The sequence below is a fragment of the Streptomyces sp. 2P-4 genome (assembly GCF_030167965.1).
GTDB lineage: Bacteria > Actinomycetota > Actinomycetes > Streptomycetales > Streptomycetaceae > Streptomyces > Streptomyces globosus_A.
The window spans coordinates 4,231,962-4,247,422 of the sequence record NZ_CP095011.1 but is presented as its reverse complement, the minus strand read 5'-3'; the positions used below and the strand labels follow the sequence as shown (position 1 = coordinate 4,247,422).

Genomic DNA, 15,461 nt, shown 5'->3' with positions numbered 1-15,461 from the left:
GTACGGGGCCCGGAGCCATGTGCGCCGTCACTTCCCGGCGCCCCTCCGGTCAAACACCGACACGCCGCGTGTCGCCCGCAGGGGGCACGGCGCGCCGGCTCCCGCCCTCACCGCGCCACCAGTTCGTCCGGCTCGGCGTCGGCCGCGCCCGGCGGGGCCGCGGCCGGGCCGGCCGGCGGGGGGACGGCGGGCGGCGGGGGCGATCCGGCCGGCGGGGTCAGGCCGCGGTCGCGCTGGCGGGGGGCGCGGACCACGGCCCGCGCCGTGCGCCGCCCGTGCGCCGGTACGCGCCGCAGGGCGCGCGCGCCCTTGTCCGCGCCCCGGCCGAGGAACGCGGCGAGCATCGCGAGGAACGGCGTCGGGTCGTCGGCGGCGAACCACGCCGCCTCCACCCGCCGCGGCCCCCGGCCCCGCGCCGGCGCACCGCCGCGGCCGCCCGGGGCTCCCCCGCCGCCCGGGGCTCCCGGGCCTCCCTGTCGTCCCTGGGCTGCTGCCGGGACTCCCGCGCCGACGCCGGTGGCGCCCCCGGTGCCGTCCCTGCCGCCGCGCCGCGGCCCGCGCGGCGGCAGCCTCCGGCCGCGTACCGCCGACAGCAGCGCGTAGTTCTCCGCGAGGAAAAGCCGCCCCGGCCCCCCGGACTGCGCCGGCACCCGCTGCCCCGTCAGGTCGAGGTACATCGCCTGGACGACGTCCAGCCCGGCCCCGTCCGTGAAGAGCCGGAACTGCGCGCCCGGCCGGGGGTTGAAGTCCACGAGCCGGAAGCAGCCCTCCTCGTCCCGCCGGAAGTCCAGGTCCAGGATTCCCTGGTAGCCGAGCCGCTCGGCGAGCCGCAGCCCCGCCTCCTCCACCGCCGGGTCCGGCAGCCAGCGCCCCACCGCCGTCAGGCCGGTCCGCACCGGCCACGACAGCTCCTTGCGGCCCGACCCGGCGAGCAGCGGACGCCCGCCGCTGCCGAACGCCCCGTGGAAGAACCAGTCCGTGTCCGTCCCGGCCGGCAGGAACCGCTGGAGCAGCAGCCGGCTCCCCGCCTCGCCGGTCCGCTCGTACAGCCGGCGCGCCTCCGCGGCGGTGTGGACGAGGGTGGTGCTGCGCAGCCCGCTGCCCGCCGGGAGCAGCCAGGGGCGGCTCCATTTGGCGACCGCGGGCAGGCCCAGCCGCCAGGCGGCCTCCGCGGCCTCGGCCCCGCTCTCCGGGAGCACGGTCTCCGGGTGCGGGACGTCCCAGCGGGCGCACAGCGCGGCCAGTTCGGCCTTGTCCGCGACCCGGGCGGGCAGCCCGTCGGGCTGGTTCGGGACGCGGAACCGGCCGTCGAGGCCGGCGCCGATCCGGGCGACGGCGATCGCGCTCAGGTCGTCCATGGCGACGAGGACCGCGGGCCGGCCGATCCGCTCCGACACCCGGGCGAGGCACTCCTCCAGCCCGTCCGGGGCCTCCGGGTCCAACCCACCGGAAGGCCCCGGATGCACGGCACGCAGGTACCGCGAGCGCCCCACGGGTCCTCCCCCGGCCTCGACGACGGCATGGACCTCCACGCCCTTGCGCCCGAGGGATCTGACGGCGCCGAGGGTTCCGTGGTGGAACGGGTTCCGGTCGAGTCTGAGCACAACAGCGGGCACGTGGGCGGCGAACTCGTACATGGAAAGGGTGTCTTTCACCTAGTCGGACCAAGCAGGATCGATGCGCAACTGCGAATGGCCTACGCGGCGGTCACCGGACAGGCCGTTCGTCGGATGTGATGCCTAACGTCTTGGACAAGCACACCGATTCGGGAATGCCCGGGAGATGCCATGCCCAGACCTCGTCGCCGCCTGGCGAACACCTGCGTCGGGACGGTCACGGCCGGTCTCCTCGCCACCGGGGCCACCCTCGCGATCCCGGAGGACGAGGAGCTCCCCGGGTCGTCCCCCGACATCGCCGTGGGCGCCTACCTGGACTTCGGGCCCCCCGGCGTCGAGCGGATCCCGTACCTGTCGCGCTGGCTCGGCGGCAGGGAGATCCGGGTCGGGCACACGTATCTGCCGGGGGACCGCTGGGCCGGCATCGAGGGGAACGTCAGCTTCCTCGACGACTGGGCGCGCTGGCGCCTGGCCCGGCCCGACCGGCTGTTCGTCCTCAACGTGCCCATGCAGGAGCGCAACGAGGGCCGGGTGCCCGACCACGAGGTGGCCCGGCTCATCCGCGCCGGCGCCGCCGGCGACTTCGACGGGCACTTCCGCAGGCTGGCGCAGCGCCTCGTCGACCTCGGCGTCCCGGACACCGTCATCGTGCTGGGCTGGGAGATGAACGGCGTCACCTACACCCACCGCTGCTCTCCCGACCCGCAGAACTGGAAGGCGTACTGGCGGCGCATCGTCAGCACCATGCGGTCCGTGCCCGGCCAGCGCTTCAAGTTCGACTTCGCCCCCAACCGCGGCTCCGACGCGATCGGCTGGACGACCTGCTACCCGGGTGACGACGTCGTCGACATCATCGGCATGGACTCCTACGACCAGGGCCCGGGCCGCACCTTCGACGACCAGATCACCCAGCCGTACGGGCTCCAGCACCACGTCGACTTCGCGAAGGCGCACGGCAAGCCGATCTCGTACCCGGAGTGGGGCCTGTTCCGCCGCGGCGACAACCCGGAGTACGTACGGCGCATGCTGCGCTGGATCGAGCAGCACAAGCCGATGTACCACACCATCACCGACTACTGCCCGCACGGCGTGTGGCAGTGCAAGCAGAACCCGCGGTCGGCGAAGGAGTTCCGCAGGGCGCTCACCCCGCAGGTGCCGCCCCCGGTCGTGCCGACGCCCGTGGTGCCCACCCCCGTGGTCCCGACTCCGGTCGTGCCCACGCCGGTGGTACCGACGCCGGTCGTGCCGACGCCGGTGGTGCCGACGCCCTCCATCCCGGTCCCGTCCGTGCCGACGCCCTCCGTGTCCGTGCCGGCCGTCCCCGTCCCCACCGTGTCCCCGCCCGTCGTGCCGGAGCCGTCGCCGCAGGTGCCGACGCCCCAGCCCGTGCCCTCCCCCGAGGCCACGCGGCCGACGCCGGCACCCTCCGACCCCGCACCGGCCGAGCCGAGCCCCGACGCCCCGGTGACGCCCACGCCCGTACGGCCGAGCCCGGTCGCGCCGAGCCCGGCGGCACCCACCACGGTCGCCCCGAGCCCCGTCGCCCCGAGCCCCGTCGCGCCGAGCCCGACCGCACCGGCACCGCAGCCGCAGCCGCAGCCCCCGGCGCCCGTCAACACCACGCAGTGGTGCGTGCCGCTGGGCTTCGGCGACTGGCTCTCGAAGCTGGTCGGCAAGCAGTCGGTCTGCGTCTCGATCGACTGGGGCTCGGACTCCGGCTTCTGGCCCTGGTAGAGCCGTCATCGCACCCGCAGTTCGCCCAGCCGCGCCCGCCAGTCCCTGGCGGCCGGCAGCGCCTCCCGCAGTGCGCCGACCGCCCGCTCGCGCCCCGTCACCTGCGACTCGTGCAGCCGCAGCAGGGGCGCGAGTGCCGTACGCGCCATCAGGAACCGCTGGTTGACGACCGTCTCGGGCCTCCAGTGGTTCTTGTACGGCTCGCTGCCGCGCAGGAAGGACACCACCTGCCGGCCCTCCGCCAGCGCGCGGCCGGCCTCGTAGCGCAGCAGCAGCGTCGCCACGTCCACCTTCCGGGCCCGCAGGTCCGGGTCGGCCCCGTACAGGTAGCCGCCGCTGAACGACCCGGACAGCAGGGTCACGTTCGCCGCGACGACCCTCCCCTCCAGCCGGAACTCCGTCAGCCGGCCCTCGCCCGTCCGCACCATCCGCCGCGTCGCCCGCGTCAGGTGCTCGGCGAAACGGGGCCGCAGGTGCTCGGGGGTGACGCCGCGGCCGCGCCACTGCTTCTCGTGGAGCCGCAGCAGGGTGCGCACCGCGCGCGGCACCTCGTACTCGGTGACCTCGCGCTCCTCGATCCCGGCAGCGTCGGTCTTGCGCAGCTTGGCCCGCACCCGCTGGCCCCCGGAGGCCGGCATCCGCTTGACCAGCTCGTCGAACGGCAGGGCGGGCAGCTCCATGCAGGTGGAGTCGGCGAGCCGGCTGCGGGCGCCCGGCCACTGCGCGAACACCGCCTCGGCGGCCGCCCCGGGGCGCACCTCCCGCAGGTCGACCACGGCGCCGCGCGCCGCCTCGTGCAGGCCGCGGGCCAGCGCCGGGACGACCCGGTCGGCATGCTCGTCGGCGACCAGCACGTCGGAGTGGTCGGTGATGCCGCCGCCGAGGGGCACCAGCAGCGGCAGCGGCCGGTGCACCAGCATCAGCGCGGCCGCGCCGACCAGCTCCCCGCCGCGGCGCACCAGCACCACGCGCAGCCGGCCTTCCCGCCCGTACGACAGCCACCAGGAGTGCAGCCAGGCGTGGCTCTGGAACGGCGTCGCGGTCCGGCAGGAGCGGAAGAGCTCGTTCCATGGCTCTTCCAGGGCGGCGAACTGGCGGGGGTCGCGGCACAGGGCCACCGACAGGGCACCGGAGCCCGTCGTCATCGCACGGACTCCTTCTCCTTGGGTTCCGCCGCGTGCTCACCCTGGGCGGGCACCTGCACCAGCTCCTCCGCGACGGCCGCCGACTCCGGCTCCCCCGCGGAAACGGGCAGCTGCTCCTCCTCGGGGCGGCGGCGGGCCGGCCGGGCGAGCAGCCACAGCCCGCCGAGCAGGCCGCCCGCGCACAGGCCGACGGCGCCGCTGACCGGCGCGGACGGCGAGGCCGGGTCGGTGGGCGCGACGGCCTGGTTGAACAGCAGCAGCTGCACGCCGGTGTTCTTCGCCGCCTGGTTGCTGCTCAGCGTCAGGGCGTCGGCGACCGCGTTGGCGATGTCGGCGGACTCGGCGGCGCTGGCCGAGGTGCCCGTGATCGCGATCATCGGGGATTCGGGGGAGGTCTCCGCCCGCACGTGGGTGCGCAGTTCGCGGGCGCTGATGCCGGCGCGGGGCTGCGCGTACGCGAGCGTCGAGCTGCTGGTGGCGATACGGGCATACGCCTGCGCGAAGCCCAGCGCCGTGGCCGGCTCGGTGGTGTCGTCGGGGACGGCGACGACGTAGCTGGTGGCGGCGTACTCGGGCGCCTTGAGCACTCCGTACGCGCCGCCCGCGGCCAGCCCGAGCAGGGCGGCGGCAGGCAGCGGCCACCAGGCGGGCGGCGACAGGAGCCTGGCCCGGCGGCGTCGGGCGGCGGGCTTCTTCTGGTCGGCGGTGTCGGCCATGTGCGTGCTCACTTCCTGGAGGAGGGGGTGAAAGGAGGTACTGCGGGCCCCGGGGGTGCGGGCCCGTGCAGAGGGTGCGGGTCAGCCGTTGCCGGGGCGGGCGGGCCCGCCGCCCGGCCGCGGCGGGCCCGTGTCGGGGCCGGGCCGGGGTCCCGGGGCAGAGCCGGAGCCGGGCCGCGGGCCGTTGCCGGGGCGGCCCGCCGCCCGCGCCGCGAGGGCGTGCGGCGGCTGCCCGGCCACGGCGGGCCGCGCCGGGGCCGGCACCGCGTCCGCTGCCGCACCCGGGCCGGGCTCCGGACCGGCGGCAGCCCGGGGCGGCGTACGGAGCGGTGCGGCGCCGGCGCCGTGCAGGGCGAGGCGGTAGACGTCCAGCAGGCGTTCGGCGCTGCGCGCCACGTCGTAGTGCCGGACCACCGGCGGCACGGGCAGCCGGTTCGCCCCCGCCTCCATGTGCCCGCGCAGCGCGGCGAGGAGCTCCTCGCCGCCGGTGCCGATCCGCCGCGCGCCCGGCGCCTGCACGGCCGGCAGGTCGTCGACGGCCGGGCAGGTGACGTGCAGGACGGGCAGCCCGGCCGCGAGGGCCTCGACGACCGCCAGCCCGAACGCCTCCTCGCGGGAGGCGGAGACGAACACGTCCATCGCGGCCAGCAGTTGCGGGACGCCGGGCGCCCGCCCGCCGCCGTCCTCGCCCAGCGGGTCCCGCTCGCCGACCAGGTGGATCCGGTGCTGTGCGCCCAGTTCCGCGGCCAGCGCGCGCAGCGCCCCGCGCTCGGGGCCGTCGCCGGCGAGGAGCAGGTGGGCGCCGGGCAGCGCGGCGACGGCCCGGACGAGGGCGTCGAACCGCTTGCCCGGCACCAGCCGGCCCACCCCGCCGACGACGAAGGCCCGTTCGGGCAGCCCGGTCCGGGCCCGGGTGGCGCGGCGCACCCCCGCGTCGAAGCGGAACCGGGCGGCCTCGATGCCGTTGGGGACGACGTGCACCCGCCCGGCCGGCACCCCCCAGGCGGCCAGCCGCGCCGCCACCGTGTCGGAAACGGCGACGGTCGCCGAGCCGAGCCGCTCGCCCGCCAGGTACAGCCGGCGGACCCCGGCCGACAGCGGCCGGCCCTCGATCTCGCCGTCGCCGAGGGAGTGCTCGGTCGCGACGACGGCGCCGACCCCGGCGAGCCGGGCGGCGATCCGCCCGTAGAGGCAGGCCCGGTACAGGTGGGTGTGGACGAGGTCGTACCCGCCGCGCCGGAGGAACCGGACGAGGCGGGGCAGCGCCCCGAGGTCCCGGTTGCCCCGCATGCCGAGGTGCACGACGCGGACGCCGTCGGCGCGCAGCCCGTCGGCGACCGGACCCGGGTTGGTCAGCGTCAGCACGTCGCAGCGCATCGGCAGGTGCCGCAGCAGCAGCCGCAGCTGCTGCTCGGCGCCGCCGACCCCGAGCCCGGTGATGACGTGCAGGACGCGCAGCCCGGACGGGTCCCAGGGCTCCGGGGCGGCGCCGGCCGGGCCCGCCGGGCCCTGCGGGTGCTGCGGGTCCTTCGGGTCGGTCATCGGCGCACCGCCCGTGCCAGCTCGCGCACACCGTGCCGCAGCTGCTTGATGCGCAGCCGCCCGCTGCCGTCGGCCTGGCTGACGTGCGTGCGCGGCAGGGCGTACGGGCCGGCGAGCCGGCCGGGCTCGATGGCGCAGGCGTACGCGTACCCGGCGTCCCGCACGGCGTCCGCGACCCGGGTGTCGACGTGCCCGTACGGGTAGCAGAACCCCTCGGGCAGCGTGCCGGTGATCTCGCGCAGCAGGTCGCGGCTGCCCCGCAGCTCCTGCTGGAGGACGTCGTCGGGGGCGGCGGTGAGGTCCTGGTGGAGCAGCCCGTGCGAGCCGATCTCCTGGCCCTCGGCGGCCGCCTCGCGGATCCCCTCGGCGGTCAGGAGCGCTCTGCGCGGCCCCAGCGGGTCCCAGTGGTTGTCCACGCCGAGCCGGCCGGGCAGCACGAACAGGGTGGAGGTGCAGTCGTACCGGCGCAGCAGCGGCAGCGCCCGGGTGACGTAGTCGCCGTAGCCGTCGTCGAAGGTGAGGCCGACGAGCCCGGCGCCCCGGCCCTCGGCGCGGGCGCGCAGCAGCTCCCGGACGGACACCCCGCGCAGGCCGCGCGAGTGCAGCCACTGCAGCTGGGCCTCCAGGGTCCGCGGGGTGACGGTGATGCCGTACGGGTCCTCGGCCGGGTCGGTGAACTCGGTGACGGAGTGGTACATCAGGACCCACGGCGAGGCGGCGCTCCGGCGGGCGGATGCCATCGCGGCGGCCGGTGCCGTGTCGGTGTCAGCGGGCATTGCGGAACCTCTGGGTCATCTGGGCGAGCTGGGCGGACAGGGCGGTGACCTCAAGCGCGCGTATGGCCGTGCCGGTGGCCCCGAACATGAGGGGGACGAGCAGGCAGCCGAGGGCGGCGCTGAGCAGCGGGTCGGGGATCATCGGCCCGGCGATCCAGCCGGTGGCGCAGGCGGCGGCGCAGGCCACGCCGAGCCGGGCGATGCTGAGGGCGACCCTGCGGACGTGGATGGCGATGATCCGCGGGCCGATGCCGGCGAGGAGCAGCACGGCGGTGGCGGTGATGCCTGCGGCGTTCGCCGCGGCCAGCCCGCCGGTCCCCCACCAGCGGACGGCGGCCGCGCCGGCGCCGATGTTGACGGCGAGCCCGGCGGCCATGGCGAGCGCCGGGAACCAGGTGGGGCGGGAGGTGGAGAAGAAGGGGCGGCTCAGCGCGCCGACGAGGCAGTGGCCGAGCAGCCCGAGGGCGTAGACCCGCATGACGGAGGCCGTGGCCAGGGTGTCCTCGTGGGTGAACGCGCCGCGCTCGAAGAGGACCTGGATGATCTGCGGGGCGTATCCGATGACGAGGGCGGTGCCGGTGAGGACGGCGAGGGAGGCCAGCGCCAGGTCCTGCTCGACGCGGCGGCGGGCCTTCTCGCGCTCGCCGCCGGCCATGGCCTGGGCGACGACGGGGAAGGTGACCGTGCAGATCATCAGGGAGAGCACCATCGGCATCTGCGCGACCTTCTGCGCGTAGTTCAGGTGTGAGATGGCGCCGGGCGGGAGGGAGGCGGCGAGGAAGCGCTCGACGAGCACCTGGGACTGCCGGAAGACGGCGAAGCAGATGACGGGGGCGATCAGGCCGAGGGCGAGCAGGGTGGGCCGGTCCCGGTCCCGCCGGATGCGGGCGGCGCCCCGGACGCGGGGCGGGCCGAAGCCGACGCGCCGGACGAAGGCGGGCAGCTGCACCAGGACCATCAGCAGCCCGCCGGCCGCGACGCCGGCGGCCGCCGCCCGCACGCCCCACAGGTGGTGCAGGGCGATCATCGTGCCGATGATGCCGACGTTGTACGAGACGTAGATCGCGGCCGGCGGCACGAAGGTGCGGTGGGCGCGCAGGGCGGCGCTGAAGTAGCCGGCGATGCCGAAGGTGAGCACGGTCAGCGAGGTCAGCCGGGTGCACTCGACGGCCAGTTGCGGGTCGGGCAGGCCGGGGGCGAGGACGGAGACGACGAGCGGCGCGGCGAACACCAGCAGGGCGGCGGCCGCGGCGAGGAGCACCAGCAGCCGCGGCAGGGTCGCCCCGACCAGCAGGCGTACGGGGTCCTGGGCCCGGGCCTCCTTGCGGGTGAGGCCGGCCCGGTCGGCGGACCGGCGGGCCAGGGCGTGGCTGAAGGCGGGCACCATCAGCAGCGCCATGGCGTCCTCGATCAGCAGCGTCGAGGACATCTCCGGCACGGTCCAGGCGATGAGGAAGGCGTCGCTGTCGGGTCCGGCGCCGAAGAGGTGCGCGATGGTCTGGTCGCGGACGAGCCCGAACACCGCCCCGGCGGCGGTGAGTCCGGCGGTGACGGCGGCGGCCTTGGCGAGGAACCGGCCGAGCGGGGCCGGCCCGCCGCCCGCGGGGGCGCCGCCTCCGGTGCCGCCCTTGCGGGCGGCCGGGCCGGGCTCCGCGGGGCGCGGCGGACGGCCCGCAGCCGCGGCGACGCCGGTCGTCGCCGCGGCCGCGGGCCGCCGCCAGGGAGTCGTGTCCGTCACCGGCCGGCCGCACCCGCCACGCGGCAGGGCCCGGCCGGCCGGCCGGCGGCGGCCCGGGGAGGCAGCGCCCACCACGCCGCCAGACCGATGACCACGCCGGTCAGGACGGTGGACGGGCCGCCGATGTCCGCGTACAGGAAGTCGGTGAGCTGCCAGAAGAGCAGCCCGATCGCGATGAGCCCGCAGTCGCGGACCCCGCCCCCGGCGGCGTACCGGCGGGCGCCGGCGACGAGCAGCGCCAGCCAGCCGCCGGCGAGCGCGACAAGCCCGACGAGGCCCTGCTCGCTCAGCACCAGCAGGTACATGTTGTGCGGGGACAGCAGCGGCTGGCGGACGTAGCCCTGGCCGGCGCCGGCGGTGTCGCTGCCGGAGGACAGGCCGAGGGAGGCGTGCCCGTCCCGGTGCGCGGGGAAGCCCTTGAGCCCGACGCCCAGCGCGGGCCGCTCCTGCCACATCGACCCGGCCGCGGCCCACATGGTGTAGCGGTCGGTCACCGACTGGTCGGGGGCACTGGAGACCTGCGTGATGGAGGTCAGCCGCTCGGCGACCATCTCCGACCCGACGCCGAGGCCGCCCACCAGCACCACGCCGGCCGCGGCCAGCGCCGCCAGCACCTTGGCGGCCCGCCGGATCCCCGCCATCGCCATGACGAGGACCGCCGCGCCTGCCGTGGCGATCCACGCGCCGCGGCTGAAGGACAGCACCAGCGGCAGGACGAGCACGAGCGCCGCCGCGGCCGACAGCCGCCGCACCCGCCGCGGCAGGGCCGGCGACAGCGCCGCGGCCGTCGCCACGACCAGCCCGTACGCCACCACGGTGGCCATGCCCATCACGTCGCCCGGCCCGAAGGTCCCCACGGCGCGGATGTCCTCGCCCTGATACGAGGCCCCGGTGCGGGTGGCGTACTGGACGACCCCGACGGCGCCCTGCACCAGCGCCAGCACCACGAAGCACCCGGCGGCCAGCCGGAACTCGAAGGCGTCCCGCACGAGCAGCACCACCGCCGCCGGGACCAGCACGAACACCTGGAGGTAGCGCACGAAGCCCGGCAGCGCGGCGTACGGATCCCCGGCGGTGGCGGTCGCGACGGCCAGGGCGAGCGCCGGTACCCCCAGCACCAGCACCGCGAGCGGGCTCAGCGGGCGGACCCGCCCGCGCAGCGCCTGCACCGCGCACACGGCGACCAGCAGCAGCGAGGCCGCGTCCGCCGGCCCGACCTTCCCGGAGGTGCTCGCGTCGCCCGCCGGGACCGGCGCGAGGAGCATCAGGACGGTCGCGGCGAGCGGCAGCAGCGGCCAGTGCCGCCGCAGCAGCCCCGGCAGCCGCGGGGCCTCGGGCAGGGCGCCGGCGGCGCCCGTCGTCACGGCGAGACTCATGGTCAGCTGCCCCCCAGCCGGAAGCGGAAGAAGGAGGCCGCGGTCCGGGCGAGGATCCACAGGTCCTGCCACAGCGACCAGGTGTCGATGTAGTGGTTGTCGAAGCGGGCCCGGTCCTCGATGGACGTGTCCCCGCGCAGCCCGTTGATCTGCGCGAGCCCCGTGATGCCGACGGGCATCCGGTGCCGCGCCTCGTAGCCCGGGTGGACCGCGGCGAACTTCGCGACGAAGAACGGCCGCTCCGGGCGCGGCCCGACCAGGCTCATGTCGCCGCGCACGACGTTCCACAGCTGCGGCAGCTCGTCCAGCGAGGACTTCCGCAGCAGCGAGCCGACCAGGCTCATCCGGTGGTCGCCGGCGACGGTCCACCGGGTGGCCGACTCGTGCTCGTCGGCCCGCAGGGTGCGGAACTTCAGCAGGGTGAACGGGCGCCCGTACAGGCCGACGCGCTCCTGCCGGAAGATCACCCCGGGCCCGTCGGAGATCCGTACGGCCAGCGCGCACAGCCCCATCACCGGGGCGGCGGCGACGAGCGCGACGGCGGCGAGGACCGCGTCGATGAACCGCTTCACCCGCCGCTCCGCCTGCCGTGCGGGGCGCGGCAGCAGCGGCTGGACGGCGTACCCCCACAGCTGGTCGGCGGGCTGGGCGACCCGCATGCCGGTGACCTTGGCGGTGCCGGCCGGGTCGGCGAGCCACAGCCGGCAGCCGTGGTCGTGGAAGAGCCGGACGAGGGCGGCGGTGCGCTCGTCGGACTCCGGCGGGCGGGTGAACACCGCGTGCCGGACGGAGTTCTGGATGACCGCGCGCCGGATGTCCTCGTGCGTGGCGAGGACCGGCGTCACCCCGTCGCCGTCGGCGCCCGCCCCGGTGTCCGCGAGCCCGACCGGCCGCAGCCCGTACTCGGGGCGCCCGTGCAGGGCGGCCGCGACCGCGCTCGCCCCGGCACCCGGGCCGACGATGAGCGCGGACGCGGGCCGGCGGCGGGCGGTGCGGCGGCGCAGCCCGTTGGCGATCCCCCGCCCCGCGCACGTCAGCACCAGGTGCAGGCACACCGCGCCCAGCAGCGCCGACCAGCCCAGCGCCCGCCGCGGGTCGGCGGCCGCGACAGCCGCGGCGGCCCCGCACCACAGGACGGCGGCCCGCCCGGCCAGCGCGGGCAGTTCGAGCAGCGCGGACGGCGCGAGCCGCGGCCGGTACAGCCCGCCCTGCGCGTGCAGCAGCGCGGCCAGCACGGCGACCGGACCGGCCGCGGCGGCCGGCAGCCCCAGCCCGGGGGCGGCGGCCGCGGCCCCGGCCGCCGCCAGCACGTCGGCGGCGACGAGCGCGGCCGCCCCGTCGCGCGGGTGGGCGCGCCGCGGCCGGACCAGCGGGCGGGCCTGCTCCGTCCCGGGCCGGCGCGGGGGGTGGATGGCGGCCGCTGCCGCCCGTCGGACGGCGGCGGTGCCGGCTCCGCCGCCGGCGCGCCCCGTGCCGCCCTGTCCGGTGTGCCGGGCTGGTGCGCTGTCCATGGTCATCGGCTGATGCGCTCCTGGTTCGAGGGCCGGGGCCTGCCCAGCAGTTCGTGGTACAGACCCGTGACCGCGTCCGTGGTCCGCCGCACGTCGAATTCGGTCCGGGCGTGCTGCTGGGCCTGCTCGCCGAGTTCGGCGAGCAGCCGCGGCTCGGAAAGGAGCCGGCCCAGGGCCTTGGCCAGGGCCGTCGGATCCTCCGGCGGCACCAGGCAGAGCCGTCCCTGGCCGGGCGGCAGGCTCTCCCGGGCACCGCTGACGTCGGAGACAAGGACCGGACGGCCGCATGCCATGGCTTCCAGCGGGGCGAGCGCCATGCCTTCCCACCGCGACGGCAGTACAACGAGATCGGCGGCCCGAAGCCACGGTCGGATGTCGGCGGTGCCGCCCGCGAAGAGCACGCCGGGCGGGGCCGACCGGCGCAGCCGTTCGGTGTCGGGGCCGTCCCCGACGAGTGCCAGGCGCGCCTCGGGGACGTTGCCGAGCACCTCCCGCCAGGCGCGGAGCAGGACGTCCTGGCCCTTCTGGCGGCAGAGCCGGCCGACGCATACGGCGAGCGGCCCGTCGCCCACGAACGCGGAGGGCAGCGGGAGTTCGGTGCGGGCGGCGGCCCTGTCGCGGGCCCGGTCGGGGTCGCGGGGGCGGAAGTGGCCGACGTCGACGCCGTTGCGGACGACCGACCAGCGGGCCGCGATGCCCTCGGCCTCGCCGACCCGGCGCTCGGCCTCGCTGACGCAGAGCACCCGGTCGGCCCAACGGGCCCCGAACCGCTCCCAGCGCAGGGCGAGCGCGGCGGTGGTCCCGGCGACGGCGTCGAAGGACCAGGCGTGCGGCTGGAAGACGGTGGGGATCCGGCCGCGGACGGCGAGGCGTCCGGCGAGTCCGGCCTTGGCGCTGTGGGCGTGCAGGACGTCGGGGCGGGCACGGCGGACGGCCCTGCGGGCGCCGAGGACCTCGGCGGCCAGGCCGGGCCCGGGGTTGCGGCCCGCCCGCCAGGCGAGGACGTCGGCCCCGGCGTCGCGGGCCTCGTCGGCGAGGCGGCCGCCGCGCGGGCAGCCGACGACGGGCCGCAGGCCCGCGGCGGCCTGGGCGCGCACGAGGTCGACGACCACCCGGGCGACACCGCCGTCGACGGGCTGCACGAGGTGCAGGACGGTCAGCGGGGAGGGGGAGGACTGTGGATGCTGCTGTGTGGCCACGCGGAGCGGTTCCTTGCGCTCAGCGGCGCGCGTCTGTCTGGACGAAGAGCACGCCGAGGAATTGACCCTGGTTCTCGCCCGTGAAAGTGAAGTTCAGACTGCGGGCGCCACCGGACAGGGCGGGACTCAGGTCGAACACGTCCGCGTCATATCCGAGAGTGTTCTGGTGTTCGGGCTGTCGCACGAACGCAGTGCGCCCGAATTCCGTGATCGTGGAATTCGAGACGTCGTTGAATGGGTTTTCGCCGTCACTGACACTGACCCGGCGCCCGCTGTCGGCGGTCACGGTGAGTGAGTCCCCGAGGGTGCCGCGGTCCCCGTCGTACGCGACCACCCCGGCCTTGCCGCGGGAGCCCGCCGGCGCGCCCAGGCCCTCGATCCGCACCGTCTGCCCGCCGGCCTCGCCGGCTCCGGCGGCGACCTGCTCGAAGCCGTCCCACAGCGAGATCCTGCGCAGCGGCTCCTGCGGGTGCTCGTAGGCGACGACGAGCGTCCAGCCGCCCCAGGCGCCCACCGGTGAGTGGCCCATGGCGATGTTGAGCTGGGCGACCGTCCACATGCCGGCGCCGCCCTTGCGCACCAGCGGCGTGACGTCGGCGGAGGCCTGGTAGGCGTCGCTGCCGGCGTCCGTGCGGTGCCCGACCACCGTGTCGGCGAGCACCTCCTTGTACGCGCCGCCCGGCTCGGCGACCAGCACGCGGCCGTTGTCCTCCGGCGGCTTCTGCTCGCCGACGCGCAGGTTCCCGCCCCAGTACAGGCGGGCGTAGGAGACCCGGGCGCCCCGGGGGACCTTCAGTTCGGCCCGGGTGGAGTTGTAGGTGTCGGGGTCCTTGTCGACCTCGCTGTAGAACATCTCGAAGTCGCCGTTCACCCCCGCCGCGCCCTTGGACACCTCGGTGCACGGCTCGGCCCCGGGCGCCTCCTGGCGGCGGCAGGCGATGGAGGAGTTCGAGGCCCGGACCAGCCCGCCGTGCTGCACGGCCTGGTAACGCTGCGTGAACGGAATCCGGGGGGCCTCCCCGGGACCCGGGGGCGCTTCGGCGGCCAGGGCGGGGACGTTGGCCGAAAGTGCGAGGCAGGACAGCAGGCCGAGCGCGCCGAGGATTCTGCGGGAGGAACCCATGACCCTGTCTCCATTTTCGATCAGGACGACAAAACAGGAGTGCACTTTGTCAGAAATCCGGCCCGGAATCACGTCCAACTCGCGCGTACGGCCTTTTGGGCGATAACACGCACCCTCGCAGGCGGCGAGTCGTTATCCGGGGGACCGGCGTTCGGCCGAAAGGAAATGGCGGAGTCCGGCCGGAGCACCCGTGGCGCCGCCTCAGACGCCGCCACGCGCCGGGCGGAGCCCCTCCGCCCCCTCGGAGCCCGCACCGGCCCGTCCGCACACCCGAGCGTCAACCGCGCCGCCCGAAACGGCGGCATCCGGGTGAAGCCACGCAACCCTCGCCGACGCCGGGCCGTTGATCCGGATGCTCCAGTACCGGGCAATCCTGCAAAAAAGGGACGACAATGATCAAGAAGATGATGGCCACGGCGGCGGCAGCAGCCTCGGTCGTGGGCATCGGCGCCGCCATGGCGCCGCAGGCGATGGCCATCGGGAACGACAACGGGGTCAACACCGTCAACGGCAACGGCGCCTCGCAGATCTACGGCAACCAGGCCACCTACGGCAACATGAGCCCGCAGATGGCGCTGATCCAGGGCTCGTTCAACAAGCCCTGCATCGCCCTGCCCGCGAAGGTCAACGCCCAGTCGATCGCCGCCCTGCTCAACATCGGCGTCCAGGACATCCCGATCCTGTCCAACCCGATGAACCAGCAGTGCGTCGAGAACTCCACCCAGGCCAAGGGCGACGAGCCGCTCTCCCACATCCTGGACAACATCCCGATCCTCTCCGGGAACGTCTCCGCCGGCAGCTGACCGCTCCCGGCGCAGCGAGGCCGCCGCACCTTCCCGGTCGCGGCGGCCTCGCCGCGTCCGGACCCGGCCGGGGAAAGGCCGGCGCGGCCCGAATCCGCCCGCAATTCACCCCCGGCCGCTTCCGGGGAAATCCTCGGAAACCGGACGGAAAAACAAGGGTTTCCTTACCCCCGCCCGCTCGT

Annotated in this window: 12 protein-coding genes; 2 read left to right on the top strand and 10 right to left on the bottom strand. The window is 76.2% G+C overall.

Features of this window, described 5'->3' with window-relative positions; genetic code table 11:
• Nucleotides 1-107: 107 nt before the first annotated feature.
• Nucleotides 108-1,637, bottom strand: a complete 1,530-nt coding sequence (locus MUK52_RS18785) for a carboxylate--amine ligase (protein ID WP_284581729.1) — start codon at nucleotides 1,635-1,637, stop codon at nucleotides 108-110.
• 150 nt (nucleotides 1,638-1,787) lie between these two features.
• Here MUK52_RS18785 and MUK52_RS18780 point away from each other — a divergent pair, with 150 nt between their 5' ends.
• A complete protein-coding gene (locus MUK52_RS18780) occupies nucleotides 1,788-3,350 on the top strand; it encodes a glycoside hydrolase family 26 protein (protein ID WP_350205661.1) in 1,563 nt (520 codons plus the stop codon).
• 5 nt (nucleotides 3,351-3,355) lie between these two features.
• Here MUK52_RS18780 and MUK52_RS18775 read toward each other — a convergent pair whose 3' ends face one another.
• The 9 genes from MUK52_RS18775 to MUK52_RS18735 all read right to left on the bottom strand — a co-directional run bounded on the left by MUK52_RS18775 (nucleotide 3,356) and on the right by MUK52_RS18735 (nucleotide 14,476).
• The gene (locus tag MUK52_RS18775; protein ID WP_114057915.1) at nucleotides 3,356-4,495 is read right to left on the bottom strand and encodes a GNAT family N-acetyltransferase; all 1,140 of its coding nucleotides are present in this window, start codon (nucleotides 4,493-4,495) and stop codon (nucleotides 3,356-3,358) included.
• On the bottom strand, nucleotides 4,492-5,211 hold the full coding sequence (locus MUK52_RS18770; RefSeq protein ID WP_284581728.1) for a YveK family protein: 720 nt from the start codon (nucleotides 5,209-5,211) through the stop codon (nucleotides 4,492-4,494). The genes MUK52_RS18775 and MUK52_RS18770 overlap by 4 nt, the downstream gene beginning before the upstream one ends.
• Nucleotides 5,212-5,292: 81 nt before the next feature.
• Entirely contained in the window at nucleotides 5,293-6,669 is a 1,377-nt protein-coding gene (locus MUK52_RS18765) for a glycosyltransferase (protein WP_114058972.1), read from the bottom strand.
• An 80-nt stretch (nucleotides 6,670-6,749) separates the two neighbouring features.
• Nucleotides 6,750-7,529, bottom strand: a complete 780-nt coding sequence (locus tag MUK52_RS18760) for a polysaccharide deacetylase family protein (RefSeq protein ID WP_114057917.1) — start codon at nucleotides 7,527-7,529, stop codon at nucleotides 6,750-6,752.
• Nucleotides 7,519-9,267: a murein biosynthesis integral membrane protein MurJ gene (murJ, locus tag MUK52_RS18755; protein WP_114058973.1), complete on the bottom strand. Its 1,749-nt coding sequence runs from the start codon at nucleotides 9,265-9,267 to the stop codon at nucleotides 7,519-7,521. The genes MUK52_RS18760 and murJ overlap by 11 nt, the downstream gene beginning before the upstream one ends.
• Nucleotides 9,264-10,643, bottom strand: a complete 1,380-nt coding sequence (locus tag MUK52_RS18750; protein WP_284578430.1) for an O-antigen ligase family protein — start codon at nucleotides 10,641-10,643, stop codon at nucleotides 9,264-9,266. Before MUK52_RS18750 ends, murJ begins: the two co-directional genes overlap by 4 nt.
• 2 nt (nucleotides 10,644-10,645) lie before the next feature.
• Nucleotides 10,646-12,160, bottom strand: coding sequence for an exopolysaccharide biosynthesis polyprenyl glycosylphosphotransferase (locus tag MUK52_RS18745; protein ID WP_246042715.1), 1,515 nt, complete (start codon nucleotides 12,158-12,160; stop codon nucleotides 10,646-10,648).
• A complete protein-coding gene (locus MUK52_RS18740; protein WP_114057919.1) occupies nucleotides 12,157-13,353 on the bottom strand; it encodes a glycosyltransferase in 1,197 nt (398 codons plus the stop codon). Before MUK52_RS18740 ends, MUK52_RS18745 begins: the two co-directional genes overlap by 4 nt.
• Nucleotides 13,354-13,372: 19 nt before the next feature.
• Nucleotides 13,373-14,476, bottom strand: coding sequence for a DUF3344 domain-containing protein (locus tag MUK52_RS18735; protein ID WP_246042716.1), 1,104 nt, complete (start codon nucleotides 14,474-14,476; stop codon nucleotides 13,373-13,375).
• Nucleotides 14,477-14,868: 392 nt separating this feature from the next.
• On the opposite strand from MUK52_RS18735, the gene MUK52_RS18730 reads away from it, so the two are divergent.
• Nucleotides 14,869-15,279: a rodlin gene (locus MUK52_RS18730; RefSeq protein WP_114057921.1), complete on the top strand. Its 411-nt coding sequence runs from the start codon at nucleotides 14,869-14,871 to the stop codon at nucleotides 15,277-15,279.
• Nucleotides 15,280-15,461: the final 182 nt, after the last annotated feature.

Coding starts and splice junctions, on each gene's coding strand:
- MUK52_RS18785 (WP_284581729.1), bottom strand. CDS start 1,637: ATGTACGAGTTCGCCGCCCACGTGCCCGCTGTTGTGCTCAGACTCGAC.
- MUK52_RS18780 (WP_350205661.1), top strand. CDS start 1,788: ATGCCCAGACCTCGTCGCCGCCTGGCGAACACCTGCGTCGGGACGGTC.
- MUK52_RS18775 (WP_114057915.1), bottom strand. CDS start 4,495: ATGACGACGGGCTCCGGTGCCCTGTCGGTGGCCCTGTGCCGCGACCCC.
- MUK52_RS18770 (WP_284581728.1), bottom strand. CDS start 5,211: ATGGCCGACACCGCCGACCAGAAGAAGCCCGCCGCCCGACGCCGCCGG.
- MUK52_RS18760 (WP_114057917.1), bottom strand. CDS start 7,529: ATGCCCGCTGACACCGACACGGCACCGGCCGCCGCGATGGCATCCGCC.
- MUK52_RS18750 (WP_284578430.1), bottom strand. CDS start 10,643: ATGAGTCTCGCCGTGACGACGGGCGCCGCCGGCGCCCTGCCCGAGGCC.
- MUK52_RS18745 (WP_246042715.1), bottom strand. CDS start 12,160: ATGACCATGGACAGCGCACCAGCCCGGCACACCGGACAGGGCGGCACG.
- MUK52_RS18735 (WP_246042716.1), bottom strand. CDS start 14,476: ATGGGTTCCTCCCGCAGAATCCTCGGCGCGCTCGGCCTGCTGTCCTGC.
- MUK52_RS18730 (WP_114057921.1), top strand. CDS start 14,869: ATGATCAAGAAGATGATGGCCACGGCGGCGGCAGCAGCCTCGGTCGTG.